Genomic DNA, 19589 nt, shown 5'->3' with positions numbered 1-19589 from the left:
TCGGGCCCGGTCCCTGTCAGGCCAGGTGCTTGCGGACCTCGGTGCCCGCCTCTTCGCCGTAGGCCTTGGTGAAGCGATCCATGAAGTGGCCGCGGCGCAGCTGGTACTCCTGGGTGCCGACCGTCTCGATCACCAGGGTGGCGAGCATGCAGCCGATCTGGGCGGCGCGCTCGTGGGAGACGCCCCAGGCGAGGCCGGAGAGGAAGCCGGCGCGGAAGGCGTCGCCGACGCCGGTGGGCTCGACCTTTGCCTCCTCCTCCGGGCAGCCGACCTCGATCGGGTCCTCGCCGGCGCGCTCGATGCGGACGCCGCGCGCGCCGAGAGTGGTGACGCGGTGGCCGACCTTGGCCAGGATCTCGGCGTCCGACCAGCCCGTCTTGGACTCGATGAGGCCCTTCTCGTACTCGTTGGAGAAGAGGTACGAGGCGCCTTCCAGCAGTATCCGGATCTCGTCGCCGTTCATACGGGCGATCTGCTGGGAGAAGTCGGCGGCGAACGGGATCGCCCGGGACCGGCACTCCTCGGTGTGCCGGAGCATGGCCTCCGGGTCGTCGGCGCCGATCAGGACCAGCTCGAGGCCGCCCACGCGGTCGGCGACGGTCTTCAGCTCGATCAGCCGGGCCTCGCTCATCGCGCCCGTGTAGAAGGAGCCGATCTGGTTGTGGTCGGCGTCGGTGGTGCACACGAAGCGGGCGGTGTGCAGGGTCTCCGAGATACGGACCGAGGCCGTGTCGACGCCGTGCCGGTCCAGCCAGGCCCGGTACTCGTCGAAGTCCGCGCCCGCGGCGCCGACCAGGATCGGGCGGGTCCCGAGCTGTCCCATGCCGAAGGCGACGTTCGCGCCCACCCCGCCCCGGCGTACGTCCAGGTTGTCGACCAGGAAGGAGAGCGAGACCGTGTGGAGACGGTCCGCGACGAGCTGATCGGCGAAGCGGCCGGGGAACGTCATGAGGTGGTCTGTCGCGATGGAGCCGGTGACTGCGATGCGCACGGCGTGGACTCTCCTGAGGGGAGGGGGATTGACAGTTCACGCTACCCGGTCGGCTCGCGCCACTGAAGCAGAGGAAACTACCCGATAGTAGATCTTTCTTCGCGGGCCACGGCGTGCCTACCGTTCGACTATGACGAACCTCAAGGTCCACGCACCCGCTCCGGCCGACCTCGACGGCGACCTCGCGTCGCTGCGCGGCGACTGCGCGCGGATGGCTCCGCACTGGGCCGCCCCGGAGAAGATCACTTCCCACCCGGTCTCGCCGTCACTCATCCACGGCGTGGACGTTCCCGCGACGTCGGCGCGGCTGCTGGAGGCGATGCCGGACTACGGCAACTAGGACCTGCCGTTCGGATCACTCCGGGTGGCCCCTGGGGTGATCCCCCGATATTTCCTTCGGTACGGCGCACGGAAGGGAACCGTGCGCTCCCCCGCCGCGTCCCATCGGCGTCCCTCGTGAGGGGGACGCGGGGTACGACAGCAGGGCAGCCGAAGGAGCGATGCGGTGAACACCGAGCGACCCGAGAACGACGACGCCGCGCGCGAGCCGGAGAAGACGTCTTCCGCCGAGGCGAAGGCGCAGGACGACGCGCGGCCGCAGGATGCCGAGCGGGTACAGGACGCCGAGCAGTCGCGGCCGGGCGAGGCCGGGCCGACGGAGGCGGAGCCTGCCGGCGCCGGAGCCGACGCCGAGGTCGACGAGGCCGGACGCGTAAAGGCGGAGGCCGGGCCGACGGATGCTGAGCCCGCTGCTTCGGACGAGGTCGCTACGGAATCCGGCGTGACACGGGCCGGCGGCTCGGACCCGGCCGACGGGCCGGAGGCGGACGGCGGCTCGGACCCGGTCGACGGGCCGGAGGCGGACGGCGGCTCGGACCCGGCCGACGGGCCGGAGGCGGACGGCGGCTCGGACCCGGTCGGCGGTTCGGGCGAGGCCGGCGCCGCGAAGGAGGCCGCCGCTTCGCGTGAACCGGGCGCGTCCGACGAACCCGGTGAGAAGCCCGGGGCCTCGACGAAGGCCGCTGACCCGGTCGAGGCCGGAGTTCGTGACCAGGGCGCGGTCCTGGACGGGCCCGCGGCGGCGGACGGCGGCGGCGACGGTCACGGCGAGCACGTCGTCGGCGCGGCGGGCGGCGGGGGGCCGGTTCCCGGACCCCGGCGCCGCTCCCCCCTGCTCATCGCCTCCGTCGCTGCGGCCGTACTGCTGGTGGGCGGCGGCGGCGCCTACCTGACCGCCGGCGCGGCGGGCGGCTCGGGCGGCGGCTCCGGTTCGGGGTCGCCCTCCGGCGGCGGCACACCCGCCGCGCTCGCCCTGGACGACTACGCCGCGGGCAAGGGCGCCTCCCAGGGTTCCTCGAACGGCATCGCGCCCGGCGAGCCCAACCCCTACGGGGTGACCTACCAGGCCGCCGGCACACTGCCCGACGGTCACGGCTCCGCGCCCGTCTACTGGGCGAAGGGCGAGGTCACCGCCGACGAGGCGGCCCGGCTGGCGAAGGCGCTGGGGGTCGACGGCACGCCGGTGGCCGACGGCGAGGCCTGGCGGATCGGCGCCGGCGACAGCTCCGGGCCGGCGCTGCGGGTGAACCGGCAGGCGCCCGGCATGTGGACCTTCACCCGGTACGCCCCGGGCACCGACAACTGCACCTCGCTGAGCGACAAGTGCGCCCAGTCCCCGACGCCGGCCACCGACGAGCCGGTGAGCGAGGCGGCCGCGAAGAAGGCGGCCGCGCCGGTCCTGAAGGCGCTCGGGCAGGACGACGCCAAGGTTGACGCGAGCCTGACCATGGGCGCGCAGCGCATGGTGAACGCCGATCCGGTGGTCGGCGGGCTGCCGACCTACAGCTGGACGACCGGGATCAGCGTCAACGCGCAGGGCGAGGTCGTGGCCGGGAACGGGCAGCTGGAAGCGCCCGCGAAGGGCGACACGTATCCCCTGGTGAGCGCGCAGGAGGCGCTCGACGCGCTGAACGCCGCGCCGGGGACCGACCACCGGATGGGCATCGGCGGCTGCGCCAGCCCGGTGCCGTTGAAGGACCGGCTGGAGAGCCCGTGCGGCGCCTCGACGTCCGCTCCCGAGCGGCAGACGGCGACCGTCGAGGACGCGGTGCTCGGGCTGGCCCCGCACACTTCCGGCGGCCGGCAGGTCCTCGTGCCGTCCTGGCTGTTCGCCGTGAAGGCGGCGGGGGACGCGGACGGCTACACCGTGGCGCAGCCGGCCGTCGAGCCGGCGTATCTCAAGTCCGCCACGACGCCCGCCCCCATGCCGCGGCCGACCGGCTCCTCGGGCGCCCGTGACGTGAAGGTGGACGGCTACTCCGCCGAGGGCAGGGAGCTGACCGTCGGCTTCACCGGCGGGGTGTGCGCCGACTACAAGGCGACGGCGACGGAGAGCAAGGACGCGGTGAAGATCACCGTCACGCAGACGCCCTGGCCGGACAAGGTCTGCATCATGATCGCCAAGGAGTACCACCAGGTCGTGCAGCTGGACGCACCGCTGGGCGCCCGGAAGGTGGTCGGCTCCGACGGCGCGGGCGTACCGCTGGAGAAGCCGGGGGCCCGGCTTCCGCAGACCCGGTAACCCCCGGGGCGGGCTCCGGACCGACAGGACCCGGGAGCGGCCCGGGCGAAGCGGCCCGGGCGGGATTGTCCTGGACAGAGCGCAGCACGAAGGCGGCGGTCCCCTCCGAGAGGGGGCCGCCGCCTTCGCGTGGCTCGGCTGCGGTTCGCGGTGGAACCGGGCGACGGCCTAGCTGAAGGAGTCGCCGCAGGCGCAGGAACCCGTCGCGTTCGGGTTGTCGATCGTGAAGCCCTGCTTCTCGATGGTGTCGACGAAGTCGATGGAGGCGCCGCCCAGGTACGGGGCGCTCATGCGGTCGGTGACGACCTTGACGCCGTCGAAGTCCTTGACCACGTCACCGTCGAGCGAACGCTCGTCGAAGAAGAGCTGGTAGCGCAGGCCGGAGCAGCCGCCGGGCTGAACGGCGACACGCAGCGCCAGGTCTTCGCGGCCTTCCTGGTCGAGCAGGGCCTTGACCTTCGCCGCGGCGGCGTCGGACAGGAGGATGCCGTCGCTGACAGTGGTCTTCTCGTCCGATACGGACATCTACATCTCTCCCGGGTTGTACGGAGACTGCTTGCCGACGTGTGCAACCGTCGGGACCGCGGATTCATTCCGGGGCCGAGGACTCAGGTTTCCGTTTCTTTCCTCTTCTTGTCTTTCATGCTCGCACACCCGCGGTGGAGCGGACAGCGCCCTCCGGACCCGCGCCGAAAACGCGGACCCGACGCCGGCCCTGACGCCGGTGCGCCGGCGGGTCCGCGTTTCGGGATTCACGTCACATCGACGCAATGACCATCGTGAAAGTGCCGGGACGCGGGTTATGATAGATAACGTCAATTCGACGAAAAGTAGAAAGGGTGCGTGTCGTGACCACCGCCCAGCCCACGGAGCTCGACGTACAGCCGACTCCGCTCGCCCTGTTGCTGCTCGGCCGCGAGGCCGACCCGAAGAGTGAGCGGGGCGTCGAGTGCCCCGGCGACCTGCCCTCGCCCTCGGACCCGGACCTGGTCGAGCGCGCCCGCGCCGCCAAGGAGAAGCTCGGTGACAAGGTCTTCGTGCTCGGTCACCACTACCAGCGCGACGAGGTCATCCAGTTCGCCGACGTCACGGGCGACTCCTTCAAGCTGGCCAGGGACGCGGCCGCCCGTCCGGAGGCCGAGTACATCGTCTTCTGCGGTGTGCACTTCATGGCCGAGTCCGCCGACATCCTGACCTCCGACGACCAGAAGGTCGTCCTGCCCGACCTCGCCGCCGGCTGCTCGATGGCCGACATGGCCACCGCCGAGCAGGTCGCCGAGTGCTGGGACGTGCTGACCGAGGCCGGCGTGGCCGAGCAGGTCGTGCCGGTCTCGTACATGAACTCGTCCGCGGACATCAAGGCGTTCACGGGCCGCCACGGCGGCACCATCTGCACCTCGTCCAACGCCGAGCGGGCCCTTGAGTGGGCCTTCCGGCAGGGCGAGAAGGTGCTGTTCCTGCCCGACCAGCACCTCGGCCGCAACACCGCCGTGCGGGACATGGGCATGTCCCTCGACGACTGCGTCGTCTACAACCCGCACAAGCCGAACGGCGGGCTGACCGCCGAGCAGCTGCGCGACGCGAAGATGATCCTGTGGCGCGGCCACTGCTCGGTGCACGGCCGCTTCAGCCTGGAGTCGGTCGAGGACGTCCGCGCCCGGATACCCGGCGTCAACGTACTCGTGCACCCCGAGTGCCGGCACGAGGTCGTCGCCGCGGCCGACTACGTCGGCTCGACCGAGTACATCATCAAGGCGCTCGAGGCGGCCCCGGCCGGCTCGAAGTGGGCCATCGGCACCGAGCTGAACCTGGTCCGCCGGCTGGCGAACCGTTTCGCGCCCGAGGGCAAGGAGATCGTCTTCCTGGACAAGACGGTCTGCTTCTGCTCGACCATGAACCGCATCGACCTCCCCCACCTGGTGTGGACCCTGGAGTCGCTGGCCGCGGGCAAGCTGGTCAACCGCATCGAGGTCGACCGGGAGACCGAGGAGTTCGCCAAGCTGGCGCTGGAGCGGATGCTGGCCCTGCCGTAGCCGGGCCGCCGGCGCCCCCGTCGACCCGGATCAACCGGATCACCCCGACTGCGGTCACTTGTCGGGGTGACCGGGATCCAGCGTGAAGACGGTCCCGTCGGGGCTGAGCACGATCAGGGCGCCCTCGTCGAGGAACACGCGCGCCGTGGCGTAGCCGGACGCGACGACCCGATCGGCCCTCGCGGCGGACTCCCACAGCAGCTCGCCCGTCCCGACGTCGACGGCGGCGACCCGTCCGGAGGCGCTGGCCGCGAACACCGCCCGTCCCTGTCCGTCGGCGGCCGGCCTGCCGGGCTGCTGCAGCGTCGTCGCGGTCTGCCACAGCCGCTTGCCCGTCCCGGGCGCATGGGCGACCAGCTGGCCTCGGGAGTTGGCGAAGCAGAGCACCCCGCCCACCAGCGCCACCTGTCCGCGCGGACTGCCGGGCAGCTTCAGCTTCCGCACCGCGCCGGTGCCCGGGTCGATCAGCAGGACCTCGCCGTACGCCGACTCGTCGAAGGTCCGCTCGCCCCGCGGGACCTGCGCCACGAAGACCAGGTCGCCGTCGACGGAGCCGACGTAGTCGACGTCGCCGTCCGGCACGCTCACCTTGCGGGTCGAGCCGTCGGCGGGGTCCACGGCGTAGAACACGTTGCGCGAGGGTGTGCCCGCGTCGGTGCAGTCGGCGTACGGGACGCCGTCGGCCTCCTGGAACTCACAGGAGTAGGTCGACTTGGCAGGCACGGTGGCCGTCCAGCGCACAGCGCCGCCGCGCAGTTCGCGGGCGGTCACGCGGTAGCCGTCCGCGGTCAGCAGGAGGTCGCCGACGACCGCGGGTTCGACGGAGCTCGTCCCGCGCAGCGGGCGCGACCAGAGCAGCTTGCCGGTGGCGGTGTCGAGGGCGAGTGCGGTGGCGCTCTGGTCGTTGCCCGCCTTGTTCATCACGAACTCCGACACCACCAGCACGCCGTCGTGCACCCCGAGGACCCTGCTGTTGAATCTCATCTGCGGCAGCCCCGGGGGCAGGGACTCGGCGCGCCAGGCGATCCGCCCGCTCGCCCCGTCGACCCGGACCGGGAGGGTGCCGTCGCCGCCGCAGTACAGGGCGCTCTTGCCCATCACACAGGACAGGGAGGCGTTGTCGGGGGCCCCGCCGCCCAGCGGTTTCTTCACCCCGGTCACGGCGGCGCCGTACACCGAGGTCTGCCAGGGCTTCCAGCCGCCCGGCAGGGGGTCCCAGCCGACGGACGGGCCGCCGGTCGCGCTGCCCGATTCCTCGGTCCTGCTGAAGGGCGTCAGGTCGAGCAGCAGATACCCGGTGACGGCCAGGGCGAGGACACCCGCCGTCCCGGCCGCCACCGGCCACCGGCGCAGCCGGGAACGGCGGCCGGGGCGGGCCCCCATGGTGGGGCGGCCCGGTTCGTCGTCCGTCGCGGGCGGCGGCGGCAGGCGCAGGGACACCGTCTCCATGTCCCCCGCCGCGGGCCCGGGCAGCACCCGGGCGAACTCCTCGGCCAGCTCCTCGAGTCCGGGCCGGCTCCCGGCGTCCTTGGCCAGACAGCGGGTCAGGACCGTGCGCAGCGGCTCGGCCACCGCCTCCACCTTCGGTTCCTCCTGCATCACCCGCCACGCCGTCAGATACGGGCTGTCCGCGTCGAAGGGGCCGCGTCCGGTCGCGGCGAACACCAGCAGCGCGCCGAGGGAGAACACGTCCGAGGCGGGGCCGACCGAGCGGGCGTCCGAGAACTGCTCGGGCGACATGAACGGCGGGGTGCCGATCATCTTGCCGGTCTCGGTGAGCGTCTGGTTCTCCGCAGCCCGGGAGATCCCGAAGTCGATGACGCGCGGCCCGTCGTGGGCCATCAGGACGTTGCCGGGCTTGAGGTCCCGGTGGACGACACCGGCCCGGTGGATCTCCCGCAGTGCCTCCACCAGGCCGAGGGCGAGCCGGCGCAGTTCCGCGCCGCGCAGCGGGCCGTGGTCGCGAATGCGTGCGGAGAGCGTGGGGCCCGACACGTACTGCGTGGCCATCCAGGGCCGTACGGCCTCCGGGTCGGCGTCCACGACCGGGGCGGTGAACGCGCCGCTCACCTTGCGGACCGCTTCGATCTCCTGCCGGAAGCGGGCGCGGAACACCGGGTCCTCGGCGTACTGGGCGTGCACCACCTTGACGGCGACCTCGCGCCCCGAGCGGGACCGGCCGCGGTAGACGACGCCCATGCCTCCGGCCCCGAGCCGGTCGACGATCCGGTAGCCGCCGAGTGCCTTCGGGTCGTCCTTGTGCAGCGGCACCGCGCCCGTCCCCCTCTCGCGCAGATCATTGAGGTGCCAGCATAGGGAAAGCCCCCAGGGGACGGAGACTTGAGGGAAAGGGGTTCACCCCCCGCGGACCGAGGACGCCGCCCTCACTCCGCCCTCGGACGTACCAGGCCCGACTCGTAGGCGATCACCACGAGCTGCGCCCGGTCGCGCGCGCCCAGTTTCGCCATGGCCCGGTTCACATGCGTCTTGACCGTGAGCGGGCTGACCTCCAGCCGTTCGGCGATCTCGTCGTTGGAGTGACCGCCGGCGACCAGCACGAGGACCTCGCGCTCGCGCACGGTGAGTGCGCCGAGCCGGGCGGTACGGGTCGGGTCGTGGTCGTCGTCCGCGCCGCCCTGGGCGAGGAAGCGGGCGATCAGGCCCTTGGTGGCGGTCGGCGAGAGCAGCGCCTCGCCGCCCGCGGCGATCCGGATCGCGCTCAGCAGCTCCTCGGGCTCGCTGCCCTTGCCGAGGAAGCCGGAGGCCCCGGCCCGCAGCGACTGCACGACGTAGTCGTCCACCTCGAAGGTCGTCAGGATGACCACCCGGACATGTCCGAGCGTGGGATCGGCGCTGATCAGCCGGGTCGCGGCGAGGCCGTCCGTGCCGGGCATGCGGATGTCCATCAGGACGACGTCGACGGGCCCCTCCTTGGCCAGCCGCACCGCCTCCGCGCCGTCGGACGCCTCACCGACCACCTCCATGTCGGGCTCCGAGTCGACGAGCACGCGGAAGGCGCTGCGCAGCAACGCCTGGTCGTCGGCGAGCAGGACGCGGATGGTCATACGGGATCCTCTGCGGTGCGGGGCTCGGCAGTGCGGGACGGCGAGCTACGGGACGGCTCCGTAGCGGGCGACTCCCTGCGGGACGGCTCCGTGCGGGGCTGCGGGGGGCGGCAGCGGGCGGCTGAGGGCCCGCCGGACGGGAGCTGCCCGGCGCCGGGCTCCTCGGCACGGCTCCCGATGGCCCGGGTCTCCGGCTCGGCGGCGCCGGCACGGGGCTTGACCGGCAGGATCACGTGGACGCGGTAGCCGCCGCCGTAACGGGGGCCGGTGGTGAGGGTGCCGCGCAGCGCCGTGACGCGTTCGCGCATGCCCAGCAGACCGTGGCCGCTGCCCGCCGCCGGCGGGGCGTCGTCGTCCGGCGGCTGCCCGTCGTCGAGGACCGTCACCTCGATGTTCGCCCCCACCCGTACGACGCTGACCTCGGCCTTCGCTGCCGGTCCGGCATGCTTTTGGACGTTGGTGAGGGCTTCCTGGATGACCCGGTAGGCGGCCAGGCCGACGGCGGCCGGGAGCTTCGTCTCCTGGTCGGCGCGGGCCACCTCGACCGGGAGGCCGGCGCTGCGGAAGGTGCCGGCGAGCTCGTCCAGGCGGTCCAGGCCGGGAGCGGGCTCGGTGGGGGCCTCCGGGTCGCCGGACTGGCGCAGCAGACCCACCGTGGCCCGCAGCTCGTTGAGCGCGGAGCGGCTGGCCTCGCGGACGTGCGCGAGGGCCTCCTTGGCCTGGTCGGGCCGCTTGTCCATGACGTGCGCGGCGACCCCGGCCTGGACGTTGACCAGGGCGATGTGGTGGGCGACGACGTCGTGCAGGTCGCGGGCGATGCGCAGTCGCTCCTCGGCGACCCTGCGGCGGGCCTCCTCCTCCCTGGTGAGCTCCGCCCGCTCGGCACGGTCCCGGATGGCCTGGACGGCCGCCCGGCGGCTGCGGACCGCGTCGCCCGCGGTGGCGCCGATGCCGGTCCAGGCGAGGATCCCGAGGTTGTCCTGGGCGTACCAGGGCAGCGGTCCGGCGAGCATGGCCGCGCCGGTGAGGACCGTCATGGTGAGCAGGCCGGCCCTCAGGGTGGTGGGGCGGTCGGTGGCGGAGGCGACGGTGAAGAGGGCGACGACGGCGGACATCGCCACGGGGGCGCGGGGGTCGCCGGTTATGGACTCGGCCACGGACGCCGCGCCGGTGAGGACGAGGACCGTCATGGGGGCGCGGCGGCGCAGGACGAGCGCCGCGGCGCCGAGGGTCATGAGCAGGAGGCTGAGCGGGTCCGGTGTGCGGATGCTCCAGCTGACGCTCTGCTCGCCGTGCGGGTCGACGAGGGAGCCGGCGAGCATGCAGAGGAAGACGCCTGCGGCGAGGGCGGCGTCGAGGGCGAGGGGGTGGGCCTTGAGGCGGCACTCCGCCCGGGAAAGGAGGGTCACTCTCTGGTTGCCGTCGCTTTCCTCGCCGTAGCTGGGGGCTGCCGCCCCCAGACCCCGCTGTCGGCCCCGAACGGGCCTCGTCCTCGATCGCCGGACGGGCTGAAGGACCGTGACCGGTGCCGAGACCCCGGCCGGGGCTGAGGGGGCGTCGGTGTCAGCCCGGGATCAGGCCGTCGTCGCTCAGCATCTCCCGGACCTCCTCCAGACTCGCGTCCGGCGAGGGGAGGATGAGCTCGGAGGGTTCCAGAGCCTCGTCCGGCAGGGGGGCTCCGAGGCGCCGTACGGCGTCCAGGAGGGCGCCGAGGGTGCGGTGGAAGCCGTCCTCGTCGCCGCTCTCCATCTCCGCGAGGAGGTCGTCGTCCAGCTTGTTCAGTTCGACGAAGTGGGAGTCGGCCAGTTCCCACTGGCCCTCCCCCATGATCCGTACGATCACGTCGCCCTCCTCGGCTCCGGGCCCCGGCGCCGGTTACTGCTTGTCGAAGCGCGGGGTGTCCTGCGGCTGCTGCTGGGACTGCGGTTGGCCCGTGCCGCCTTCGATGGCCTGCTGACCGGCGGACGGGCCGCCGGCGAGCTCGGCCTTCATGCGCTGCAGCTCCAGCTCTACATCCGTACCACCGGAGAGCCGGTCCAGCTCGGTCTGGATGTCGTCCCTCGCGATGCCCGTCGGGTCGTCCAGGGCGCCGGAGGCGAGGAGCTCGTCGAGGGCGCCGGCACGGGCCTGGAGCTGGGCGGTCTTGTCCTCGGCGCGCTGGATGGCCAGGCCGACGTCGCCCATCTCCTCGGAGATGCCGGAGAAGGCCTCGCCGATGCGGGTCTGGGCCTGGGCGGCGGTGTAGGTGGCCTTGATGGTCTCCTTCTTCGTACGGAAGGCGTCCACCTTGGCCTGCAGGCGCTGGGCCGCGAGAGTGAGCTTCTCCTCCTCGCCCTGGAGCGTGGCGTGCTGCGTCTCGAGGTCGGTGACCTGCTGCTGGAGGGCGGCGCGGCGGGAGAGCGCCTCGCGGGCGAGGTCCTCGCGGCCGAGCGCGAGCGCCTTGCGGCCCTGGTCCTCCAGCTTGGAGGACTGGGACTGGAGCTGGTTCAGCTGGAGTTCCAGCCGCTTGCGCGAGGTGGCGACGTCGGCGACGCCGCGGCGGACCTTCTGCAGGAGCTCCAGTTGCTTCTGGTACGAGTAGTCGAGGGTTTCGCGCGGGTCCTCGGCCCGGTCAAGGGCCTTGTTCGCCTTCGCGCGGAAGATCATCCCCATACGCTTCATGACACCGCTCATGGGCTTCGCGCGCCCCCTTCTGACGGACTCCGGCTCTCAGGTCTGCGACAGAACCCACAGTACGGGCCCTGCCTCCATTGACGCACTGTTCGGGGGCGGATGCGCTCCTCCCCAAGGACGACTGACGGGGCCCGGGCTCCGGCGTGAGGAGTAGGTGACCGTCAGGGGCGCGACGCGCCGCCCTTCGCCCCTCTTCCTCGTTCTCGCCCGGTCTGTCCCTTCTACAGACGACTGGTGTTGCCGGATCGTTCCCCTCCGGGCTGGGGTCCATGCCCAGAAGCGCTTACCCTTGGGTTTTGTGTTCCGTAGCCGTGCCAAGGAAGAGAAGGCCCCCGCTGACGCGGTGGTGACCGACTCCAAGCAGCCCCGTGACCCTCAGGCGAAGAAGGGCAGGCCCACGCCCAAGCGCAGTGAGGCCCAGACCCAGCGCCGCAGCGTCGCCAACACCTCGACGTCGCGCAAGGACGCCGCCAAGCGGCAGCGCGACGAGCGCCGCGCCCAGATGGACCGGCAGCGCCAGGCGCTGGCCGGCGGCGACGAGCGCTATCTGCCGGTCCGCGACAAGGGCCCCGTCCGCAAGTTCGCGCGCGACTTCATCGACGCGCGGTTCAACGTGGCGGAGTTCTTCCTGCCGATGGCCGTGGTCATCCTCGTGCTGAGCATGGTGCGGGTGGGCTCGTTGCAGACCATCGCGCTGCTGCTGTGGCTGATCGTGATCGTCCTGATCGTGCTGGACTCGTTCGCCACCGGCTTCCGGCTGCGCAAGCGGCTGGCCGAGCGCTTCCCCGACCAGAACCGCCGGGGCGCGGTCGCCTACGCGCTGATGCGCTCGCTGCAGATGCGCCGGCTGCGGCTGCCCAAGCCGCAGGTCAAGCGTGGAGCGCAGCTCTGAGCACTGCGGCTTTCTCCGGGGGAGCGGCCGAGGCCTGGCTGAACAAGCTGGGCGGGCTGCGTGACGTCGTGCGTCAGGAGCTGGTGGCCCGGCAGCTCGACGAGCAGATGGCGGGGCGCTATCCCGTGGGGCAGCGGTTGCGGGTCCTCGACGTCGGGATGGGGCAGGGCACGCAGGCGCTGCGGCTGGCCCGGCTCGGTCACCAGGTGACCGGGCTGGAACAGGACGCGACCATGGTCGCCGCGGCCCGCGAGGCCCTCAAGGGCGAGCCCGAGGGCATCCGGGAGCGGATGCGGATCATCGAGGGCGACGGCCGGGACACCGGGGTCCACTTCCTGCCCGGCAGCTTCGACGTGGTGCTGTGCCACGGCGTGCTGATGTACGTGGAGGCGCCGGACGCCCTGCTGGCGGGGCTGGCGCGGATGCTGGCTCCCGGCGGGCTGCTGTCGCTGCTGGTGCGCAACGCGGACGCGCTGGCCATGCGGTCCGGGCTGGCCGGGGACTGGGCGGGCGCGCTGGCTTCCTTCGACACCGTCTCCTACCGCAACCGGCTGGGCCTGGACGTCCGGGCGGACCGGCTGGCGACGCTGACCGACACGCTCGCCGGGATCGGGGCGCCGCTGCAGGCCTGGTACGGCGTGCGGGTCTTCACGGACACGGCCGCGGACGACGCGGAGATCCCCGGCGACCTCGAACGGCTGCTCTCCGCCGAGGAGCGGGCCGGGCGGACCGACCCCTACCGGCAGGTCGCGGCGCTGCTGCACCTGTGCGGGGTGCGCGGCTGAGCCGGGTGCGCGCCTGAGCGGACGTGTTCCGCTCGTTCGGGTGAACGGCCGCCCGCCGCACGACGCGGGTGAACGGGGGCGGGACGGCCGTGGTCCGGCCGCCCCGCCGCAGGGCTACGCCTCGTTCGCGTGCAGGCTCATCGGGCCGTAGATCTCGGTGGACTCCTCGTAGAGCCGCACCTGGTCCGCGCCGCCTTCGAGGAGGTCCTTCCAGACCTCCCCGATCCAGGACTCGGCGTCCCCCTGTGTGGTGAACTCGTCGGGCTGCACCGCGGGTTGGACCTCCGTCCCGTCGGCCTTCTCGAACCGCCACGTCCATGCCGCCATGTACGCCTCCCAGCTGTGACCACGTGCAGAGCAGAAGCCGGATCCAGGTCCGGCTTCCGCCCTGAGCCTAGGGCCTGTCCGGCGGCCCGTGCCGAAGACGCGGGATCTCGTGGGCTCCGGGCCGGCGCGGGCCGGATGCGCGGGACCAGGCCGGACGCGCGAAAATCAGCTCCGTGGAAGTCACTCTGCTCGGTACCGGCGCCCCCGCGGGACTGCCCCGCCCCGACTGCTCCTGCGCCGTGTGCGCGACCTCGCTCGGCGTGCACGCGCGGGCCGCGACCGCGCTGCTCGTGGACGGCGCCCTGCTGCTCGACCTCACGCCGGGCGCGGCCTTCGCCGCCGCGCGGGCGGGGCACTCGCTGGCCGGCGTCGGCCAGGTGCTGCTGACGCATCCGCACGACGGTCCGCCGGTGGAGGTGCCGGCCGGGCTGCCGCAGCCCGGCCGGGTGCCGGACGGGCAGGAGTTGGCGCCGCTGACGGGGCATCGGGTGCGGGCGGTGGCGATGGACGCGCCGGGCACCGGGTACGCGGTGACCGGGCCCGACGGGCAGCGGCTGCTGTATCTGCCGCCCCGGTGCGCGCCGGCCGGCCTGGAGGAGGGGTCGGAGCACGCAGGGCGCTACGACATGGTCCTCCTGGACGTGGTGGGGCGGCCGGACGCGCTGGCGAAGCTGCGGGCGGTCGGGGCGGTGGGGCCGACGACGGACGTGGTCGCCGTCCACCTGGACCATGACGTGCCGCCGGGCGCGGAGCTCGGCCGGCGGCTCGCGGCCGCGGGCGCGCGGGCGGTGCCGGACGGGGCGACGCTGACGGTGGGGGTGTACGAGGACGTGCCCGACGTGCCGCGGCGGACGCTGGTGCTGGGCGGAGCCCGGTCGGGCAAGTCGGTGGAGGCCGAACGGCGGCTGGAGTCCTTCCCGGACGTGTTGTACGTGGCCACCGGCGGGACCCGGGGCGGCGACACCGAGTGGGCGTCCCGGGTGTCCGCGCACCGGGAGCGGCGCCCGGGTTCCTGGCGGACGACGGAGACCTGCGACCTCGTCCCGTTGCTGGCGCAGTCCGGGGCGCCGCTGCTGATCGACTGTCTGTCGCTGTGGCTGACGGACGTGATGGACGCGGCCGGGGCGTGGGACGACGCGGTGTGGGCGGACGGCGGCGAGAAGACGCTGCGGGCGCGGGTGCGGGAGCTGGCGGACGCCGTGCGCTCGGCCCGGCGGACCGTCGTCCTGGTGTCCAACGAGGTCGGCTCGGGCATCGTGCCGGCGACGGCGTCCGGACGGCGCTACCGCGACGAACTGGGGCGGCTGAACGCGGCGGTCGCGGCGGAGTGCGAGCAGGTCGTCCTGGTGGTGGCGGGCCAGGCGCAGGTACTCCGCGGCTGAACCCCGGCACTGAACCGGCGTCCCCGGCAGGCCCGTTCCGGCACCCGGGTGCGCCCACCGCCCGTCGAGCCGCGGGCCAGGCGGTGTGCCCCGGCGCTGAACCGCCGTCCCGGCAGGCGCGGTTCGTTGTTCGGGTGGGGTGCCTTCGGCCGGCGCTCGTACCGGTGGGCCGTGGCCGTGCGGTTCGCCGGCGCAGCGGTCAGGGTCTGCGGGCGACGATCCGGTAGGCGTTCGAGAAGCGGGTGCGGCGCAGGGCCGGGGCCAGGAGGTGGTCGAGGGCGGCGGCCAGGGTGATCAGCGGGCCGGCCGCCGGGCGCAGCCGGGTGCGGCGCAGGCAGAGCGAGGCCGCGGCCGCCAGGTCCCCCGGCGCGTGCGGGCCGCTGCGGTCCGCCACGACGATCTCGCAGCCCCGGGCTTCGAGTTCGGCCCGCAGGTTGGCCTGCGGGATCAGTTGGAGGTGGCGGGGCTGGTCGTGGTCGGGCCACCACTTGCCGAGGACGGCGGCAAAGGCGCTGGCCGGATCCGGGAGTTCGAGGAGCAGATGGCCGCCGGGACGCAGGGCCGTCAGCGCCGCGGCGAGCTCCTGCCGTGGGTCCCGGGTGTGTTCCAGGTGGTGGAGCATGCTGACGACGTCGTAGCGGCCGCGCAGCCGGGACAGCGTCTCGGGGTTCGTCAGCCGTCCCATGTGGGCCTCGTCGAGCCGTCCGGCCGCGTGCGCCCACCGCACCGCGGGCGCCGGGTCCACCCCGTCGAACGCCGTGTAGGCGAACAGGTCCCTCGCCGCCTCCGGGAAGGCCGCGTCTCCCGTCCCGACGTCCAGCCAGCTCTCCGGCTCGGGGAAGGGCAGCATGGTGCGGGCCGTCGCCCGCAGGCGTCCGCGGGTGGTCCGGCGGTGGTCCTCCCGCGCGGCGTAGAGCTCCAGTCCCTCGGCGGTCAGGCGCGGGTTCTGGAAGGCGTGCCGGCAGTCCCGGCATTCGTCGACCACGAACGTGCCCGGCCTGGGGTGGCGCAGGTCGGGTGCGCGCAGCCGGGTGCGCAGGCTCTCCGAGCCGCACCAGGGGCAGTCGTCGCGACGCGGCTCGTGGACGGGCCTGGGGGGCATGAGCGGCTCCGGGAGGGCGAGGCGGACGAGGGACAATGTGCGGCAAAACGGAACGTATGGGATAGCGACCACGGGTGCAACGACGTCGGGCGGGCGTGGTGGCGACGGGGCGCGGAACCGTTCGATCGGTGCCGGTACTGTTCGGCGAATGAGCTCGCTTAATCTCGACGACTTCACCGATCTGATCGAGCGTCCCGACGGCGGCGTGCGCCGCGACGCGGAGGCCCGCCGGGAACGTCAGATCGTGCCGCCCGGGTCGCTGGGGCGCCTGGACGACCTCGGCGAGTGGCTGGCGGCGGCGCAGGGCTCGTCGCCCGTGCGGCCGATCGTGCGGCCGCGGGTGGTGCTGTTCGCGGGCGACCACGGGGTGGCCGAGCTCGGTGTCTCCGTCCGGCCGCCGGGCGGCGCGGCGGAGTTGGTGCGGGCGGTCCTGGAGGGCGGCCGGCCGGTCTCCGTGCTCGCCCGCCGCCTCGACGTCCCCGTGCGGGTCGTCGACATGGCGCTGGACTGCGATCCGGACGCCTTCCCGGAGGACGTCGTACGGCACCGGGTGCGGCGCGGCAGCGGCCGCATCGACATCGAGGACGCGTTGACGGCGGAGGAGGCCGAGGCCGCCTTCGCGGCGGGCGTGGCCGTCGCCGACGAGGAGGCCGACTCGGGAACCGACCTGGTCGTGCTGGGCGACGTCAGTGTCGGCGGGACGACGGCCGCGGGCGTGCTCGTGGCGGCGCTGTGCGGGACCGACGCGTCCGTGGTGACGGGGCGCGGCGGGGAGGCGATCGACGACCTGGCGTGGATGCGCAAGTGCGCCGCCGTCCGGGACGCGCTCCGGCGGGCGCGGCCGGTGCTCGGCGACCAGTTGCAGTTGCTGGCGACGGTGGGCGGCGCCGACCTCGCCGCCATGACGGGCTTTCTGCTCCAGTGCGCGGTACGGAAGTTGCCGGTCGTCCTCGACGGTGTCGTGGCGGCCGCCTGTGCGCTGGTCGGGCAGCGCGTCGCGTTCCGGGCGCCGGACTGGTGGCTGGCCGGGCACGCCAGCGGCGAACCGGGTCAGGCCAAGGCACTCGACCGGATGGCCCTGGAACCGCTCCTCGACCAGGGCGTGAAGGTCGGCGAGGGCGCCGGCGCGCTGCTCGCCCTGCCGCTGGTGCGAGCCGCCGCGGCGCTGGCCGCCGAGCTTCCGGAGAAACCCGAGGTCTCGCCGGAGGAGACGAAGGACGACACAGGGGCGGACACCCGGAACGAGACCCGGGAGGGGACTCGGGAAGGGGCCGGGGCGGAGCCCCAGGCTGGGCCCGAAGACCACTAAAGTGGACAGGCGGCACCAAAGGAGCGGTTTTCCACAAGTGCACCCATATGATCACCGCTCATGGGCAACACCCGGGGCGCCGCCGCCTTCGCCGTCTGGTACCTGCGCGCCGTCGCGTCCGTCAACTTCCTCAGCGCGGTGTGGGTCACCCTGGGGCAGGACGTACGACGGCACAACCAGGCCGACTTCTTCACGCCGTACCTGCTGACGGCCGGGTTCGCGTCCGGGCTCTTCACCGCGTTCCTCGCCGTCACCATGGGGCGGCGCAAGCGGGCCGCGTGGATCCTGAACCTGGCCCTGAGCGGGTCCTTCCTCGGGCTGCTCGCCCTGGCCATGGCGTTCCCGGAGATCCGGCGCCATCCCCAGAACTGGGTCTCGCTCGGGCTGACCGCCGTGTTCGTCGCCGCGCTGCTGGCCGGGCGGAGCGCGTTCTACGCCAAGGGCGACCGGTCCAACCCGCGGCTCGCCGCGGCCGTCGGCGCGGGCGGGCTGCTGGGCGCCTCGCTGCTGGCCGCGCTGCTGGTGACGGTCACCGACCGGGCGTCCGCGCCCTCCACGTTCCTCGAACGCTGGCGCTACGGCGCGCTGCGGCTGGTCTCCGTCACGGCGGACGCCCACCGCGTCCCCGGGATCGCGCCTCCCACCTGGGTCGACGTCGCCGTCAACGTGCTGAGCACGGCGCTCCTGCTGGCCGTGCTGTACGCCGCCTTCCGCTCCCGGCGGGCCGTCGACCCGCTCACCGAGGACGACGAGAAGCGGCTGCGGGAACTGCTCGACCGGCACGGCGAGCGGGACTCGCTCGGCTACTTCGCACTGCGCCGGGAGAAGAGCGTGTGCTGGTCGCCGACCGGGAAGGCCGCCGTCGCCTACCGGGTCGTCGGCGGGGTGTCGTTGGCCTCGGGGGATCCGCTCGGCGACCCGGAGGCCTGGCCGGGGGCGATCGAGCCGTGGCTCGCCGAGGCGCGGGCGCACGGATGGATCCCGGCGGTGACGGGCGCGAGCGAGGAGGCCGGGACGGTGTACGCCCGGCACGGGCTGGACGCGCTGGAGCTCGGGGACGAGGCCGTCGTCGAGGTCGCCGACTTCACCCTCGAGGGACGCGCGATGCGGACGGTCCGGCAGGCGTGCAACCGGGTCCGCCGGGCCGGTCACACCGTGCGCGTACGACGCCACGAGGACATCCCGGCCGACGAGATGGCGTACCTGGTGCGGCGGGCCGACGACTGGCGCGACGGGGCCGCCGAGCGCGGGTTCAGCATGGCGCTCGGGCGGCTCGGGGACCCGCGGGACGGGCGCTGCGTGATGCTGGAGTGCACCGACGCCGACGGCGAACTGCGCGCCCTGCTCTCGTTCGTGCCGTGGGGACCGCGCGGGCTGTCGCTCGACCTGATGCGGCGCGACCGCGACGGCGACAACGGGCTGACCGAGTTCATGATCATCGAACTGCTGCGGCGCGCCCGGGAGACGGGGATCGTCCAGGTCTCGCTGAACTTCGCGGTGTTCCGCTCGGTCTTCGAACGGGGCGCACGGCTGGGCGCCGGACCGGTGCTGCGGCTGTGGCGGTCGCTGCTGTGCTTCTTCTCCCGATGGTGGCAGATCGAGTCCCTCTACCGCGCCAACGCCAAGTACCGGCCCGTCTGGGAGCCGCGTTTCCTGCTGTTCGAGAAGAGCGCGGACCTGCCGCGCATCGCCGTGGCGTCGGCGCGCGCCGAGGGCTTCCTGGAGGCGCCCTGTCTGCCCGGTCTGCCGGGGCGTCCGCGCCGGGGGCGCCTGGAGAGCCGGCGGTGAAGCGGCTCGCCGGCTGGGCCCGCGCCGAGTGGGGGCCGCTGTGCCAGGCCGTGTGCGGCCCGCTGGCGCGGCGGCGGTGGCGGGCGGTCCCGATGACGCTGGCGGCGGTGGGGCTGACGTCCCTGACCCAGATCGTGCAGAACCAGTCCTGGGGCTACCGGCCCGTGCAGGACGTCGGTGCGGTGCGGGCCGAGGACCCGCTCTGGCTCGCCCTGTCCCGCACCCCGCTGTCGCTGTTCGTGCCCGCCCTCGACCTGCCGGTCTGGGGCGCACTCGCGCAGATCCTGCTGGTGTTCGGGATCGCGGAGCTCTGCCTCGGCCGGCCGCGCACCCTCCTCGTCGCCTACACCGCCACACTCGCCGGCACCCTGTACGCCCGCGTGGGGCTGGCCCTCGGCCCCGGCGGCCCGTTCGGCCTGCCCGCGTCCGACGCGCTGGTGGTGGACACCGGTCCGTCGGCGGCGGTGGTGGGCCTCGCGGTGTTCCTGGGCTGGCGCCTTCGCGCGTACACGACGGCGGCCGCGGTGATCGTCGCGATGACGGTGGAGGTGCTGCTGAAGAACAACCTGGCCGGCAGGGAGCACCTCGCGGCGATCGCGGCCACGGCGATCCTGTACGCGTGTCTGCGCCGACGGGACCGGACGGACGGCGCGGCCCGGCG

The 19589-nt window shown here is 73.5% G+C and carries 17 protein-coding genes and 1 pseudogene; 9 read left to right on the top strand and 9 right to left on the bottom strand.

What is annotated here, in order from left to right:
- Positions 1-16 precede the first annotated feature (16 nt).
- Positions 17-991 (bottom strand): carbohydrate kinase family protein, encoded by a 975-nt coding sequence (locus tag OHS82_RS30835; protein ID WP_057583399.1) that lies wholly within the window; start codon positions 989-991, stop codon positions 17-19.
- A 130-nt stretch (positions 992-1121) separates the two neighbouring features.
- On the opposite strand from OHS82_RS30835, the gene OHS82_RS30830 reads away from it, so the two are divergent.
- Together OHS82_RS30830 and OHS82_RS30825 are read left to right on the top strand one after the other, a co-directional pair.
- Positions 1122-1331: a hypothetical protein gene (locus tag OHS82_RS30830; protein ID WP_057583397.1), complete on the top strand. Its 210-nt coding sequence runs from the start codon at positions 1122-1124 to the stop codon at positions 1329-1331.
- A 165-nt stretch (positions 1332-1496) separates the two neighbouring features.
- Positions 1497-3572, top strand: coding sequence for a hypothetical protein (locus OHS82_RS30825; RefSeq protein WP_328435013.1), 2076 nt, complete (start codon positions 1497-1499; stop codon positions 3570-3572).
- 168 nt (positions 3573-3740) lie between these two features.
- Here OHS82_RS30825 and OHS82_RS30820 read toward each other — a convergent pair whose 3' ends face one another.
- Positions 3741-4097, bottom strand: coding sequence for a HesB/IscA family protein (locus OHS82_RS30820; protein WP_015033024.1), 357 nt, complete (start codon positions 4095-4097; stop codon positions 3741-3743).
- A gap of 323 nt (positions 4098-4420) precedes the next feature.
- On the opposite strand from OHS82_RS30820, the gene nadA reads away from it, so the two are divergent.
- Positions 4421-5605, top strand: coding sequence for a quinolinate synthase NadA (nadA, locus tag OHS82_RS30815; RefSeq protein ID WP_057583475.1), 1185 nt, complete (start codon positions 4421-4423; stop codon positions 5603-5605).
- A gap of 54 nt (positions 5606-5659) precedes the next feature.
- On the opposite strand, the gene OHS82_RS30810 is transcribed toward nadA, so the two are convergent.
- From OHS82_RS30810 to OHS82_RS30790, 5 genes are all read right to left on the bottom strand, one after another.
- Positions 5660-7876, bottom strand: coding sequence for a protein kinase domain-containing protein (locus OHS82_RS30810; RefSeq protein ID WP_057583394.1), 2217 nt, complete (start codon positions 7874-7876; stop codon positions 5660-5662).
- 113 nt (positions 7877-7989) lie between these two features.
- Entirely contained in the window at positions 7990-8670 is a 681-nt protein-coding gene (locus OHS82_RS30805; protein ID WP_057583392.1) for a response regulator, read from the bottom strand.
- Positions 8667-10079, bottom strand: coding sequence for a sensor histidine kinase (locus OHS82_RS30800; protein ID WP_242433407.1), 1413 nt, complete (start codon positions 10077-10079; stop codon positions 8667-8669). The genes OHS82_RS30805 and OHS82_RS30800 overlap by 4 nt, the downstream gene beginning before the upstream one ends.
- Positions 10080-10233: 154 nt before the next feature.
- Positions 10234-10512 (bottom strand): PspA-associated protein PspAA, encoded by a 279-nt coding sequence (gene pspAA / locus OHS82_RS30795; protein WP_057583389.1) that lies wholly within the window; start codon positions 10510-10512, stop codon positions 10234-10236.
- A 33-nt stretch (positions 10513-10545) separates the two neighbouring features.
- Positions 10546-11343 carry a PspA/IM30 family protein gene (locus tag OHS82_RS30790; protein ID WP_079041578.1) on the bottom strand — a complete coding sequence of 266 codons (798 nt, stop codon included), beginning with the start codon at positions 11341-11343 and terminating at the stop codon, positions 10546-10548.
- A gap of 298 nt (positions 11344-11641) precedes the next feature.
- Here OHS82_RS30790 and OHS82_RS30785 point away from each other — a divergent pair, with 298 nt between their 5' ends.
- Together OHS82_RS30785 and OHS82_RS30780 are read left to right on the top strand one after the other, a co-directional pair.
- Entirely contained in the window at positions 11642-12235 is a 594-nt protein-coding gene (locus OHS82_RS30785; RefSeq protein WP_057583385.1) for a DUF3043 domain-containing protein, read from the top strand.
- 83 nt (positions 12236-12318) lie between these two features.
- The gene (locus OHS82_RS30780) at positions 12319-13020 is read left to right on the top strand and encodes a class I SAM-dependent methyltransferase (RefSeq protein WP_057583383.1); all 702 of its coding nucleotides are present in this window, start codon (positions 12319-12321) and stop codon (positions 13018-13020) included.
- 114 nt (positions 13021-13134) lie between these two features.
- Here the strand turns inward: OHS82_RS30780 and OHS82_RS30775 are convergent, their stop codons facing one another.
- Positions 13135-13347 carry a hypothetical protein gene (locus tag OHS82_RS30775; protein WP_057583381.1) on the bottom strand — a complete coding sequence of 71 codons (213 nt, stop codon included), beginning with the start codon at positions 13345-13347 and terminating at the stop codon, positions 13135-13137.
- Positions 13348-13520: 173 nt separating this feature from the next.
- Here OHS82_RS30775 and OHS82_RS30770 point away from each other — a divergent pair, with 173 nt between their 5' ends.
- Positions 13521-14729 (top strand): bifunctional adenosylcobinamide kinase/adenosylcobinamide-phosphate guanylyltransferase, encoded by a 1209-nt coding sequence (locus OHS82_RS30770; protein ID WP_057583379.1) that lies wholly within the window; start codon positions 13521-13523, stop codon positions 14727-14729.
- 199 nt (positions 14730-14928) lie between these two features.
- On the opposite strand, the gene OHS82_RS30765 is transcribed toward OHS82_RS30770, so the two are convergent.
- Positions 14929-15831, bottom strand: a complete 903-nt coding sequence (locus OHS82_RS30765; RefSeq protein ID WP_057583377.1) for a class I SAM-dependent methyltransferase — start codon at positions 15829-15831, stop codon at positions 14929-14931.
- A 148-nt stretch (positions 15832-15979) separates the two neighbouring features.
- Between OHS82_RS30765 and cobT the strand changes: the two genes are divergently transcribed.
- From cobT to OHS82_RS30750, 3 genes and pseudogenes are all read left to right on the top strand, one after another.
- Positions 15980-17140: a nicotinate-nucleotide--dimethylbenzimidazole phosphoribosyltransferase gene (gene cobT, locus OHS82_RS30760; protein WP_079041577.1), complete on the top strand. Its 1161-nt coding sequence runs from the start codon at positions 15980-15982 to the stop codon at positions 17138-17140.
- Between the two features lie 60 nt (positions 17141-17200).
- The gene (locus OHS82_RS30755) at positions 17201-18928 is read left to right on the top strand and encodes a phosphatidylglycerol lysyltransferase domain-containing protein (protein ID WP_328435012.1); all 1728 of its coding nucleotides are present in this window, start codon (positions 17201-17203) and stop codon (positions 18926-18928) included.
- Positions 18925-19563: pseudogene (locus OHS82_RS30750) on the top strand (hypothetical protein); the annotation flags it as partial. The gene OHS82_RS30755 and the pseudogene OHS82_RS30750, both read left to right, overlap by 4 nt.
- Positions 19564-19589: the final 26 nt, after the last annotated feature.

The organism is Streptomyces sp. NBC_00425, from assembly GCF_036030735.1.
Lineage (GTDB): Bacteria > Actinomycetota > Actinomycetes > Streptomycetales > Streptomycetaceae > Streptomyces.
This window is presented reverse-complemented; position numbering and strand designations above follow the sequence as displayed.

Excerpts from the sequence above, each read along its gene's own strand:
- OHS82_RS30765 (WP_057583377.1), bottom strand. The coding sequence starts at position 15,831 with ATGCCCCCCAGGCCCGTCCACGAGCCGCGTCGCGACGACTGCCCCTGG.
- OHS82_RS30755 (WP_328435012.1), top strand. The coding sequence starts at position 17,201 with ATGGGCAACACCCGGGGCGCCGCCGCCTTCGCCGTCTGGTACCTGCGC.
- OHS82_RS30790 (WP_079041578.1), bottom strand. The coding sequence starts at position 11,343 with ATGAGCGGTGTCATGAAGCGTATGGGGATGATCTTCCGCGCGAAGGCG.
- OHS82_RS30830 (WP_057583397.1), top strand. The coding sequence starts at position 1,122 with ATGACGAACCTCAAGGTCCACGCACCCGCTCCGGCCGACCTCGACGGC.
- OHS82_RS30820 (WP_015033024.1), bottom strand. The coding sequence starts at position 4,097 with ATGTCCGTATCGGACGAGAAGACCACTGTCAGCGACGGCATCCTCCTG.
- cobT (WP_079041577.1), top strand. The coding sequence starts at position 15,980 with ATGAGCTCGCTTAATCTCGACGACTTCACCGATCTGATCGAGCGTCCC.
- OHS82_RS30775 (WP_057583381.1), bottom strand. The coding sequence starts at position 13,347 with ATGGCGGCATGGACGTGGCGGTTCGAGAAGGCCGACGGGACGGAGGTC.
- OHS82_RS30805 (WP_057583392.1), bottom strand. The coding sequence starts at position 8,670 with ATGACCATCCGCGTCCTGCTCGCCGACGACCAGGCGTTGCTGCGCAGC.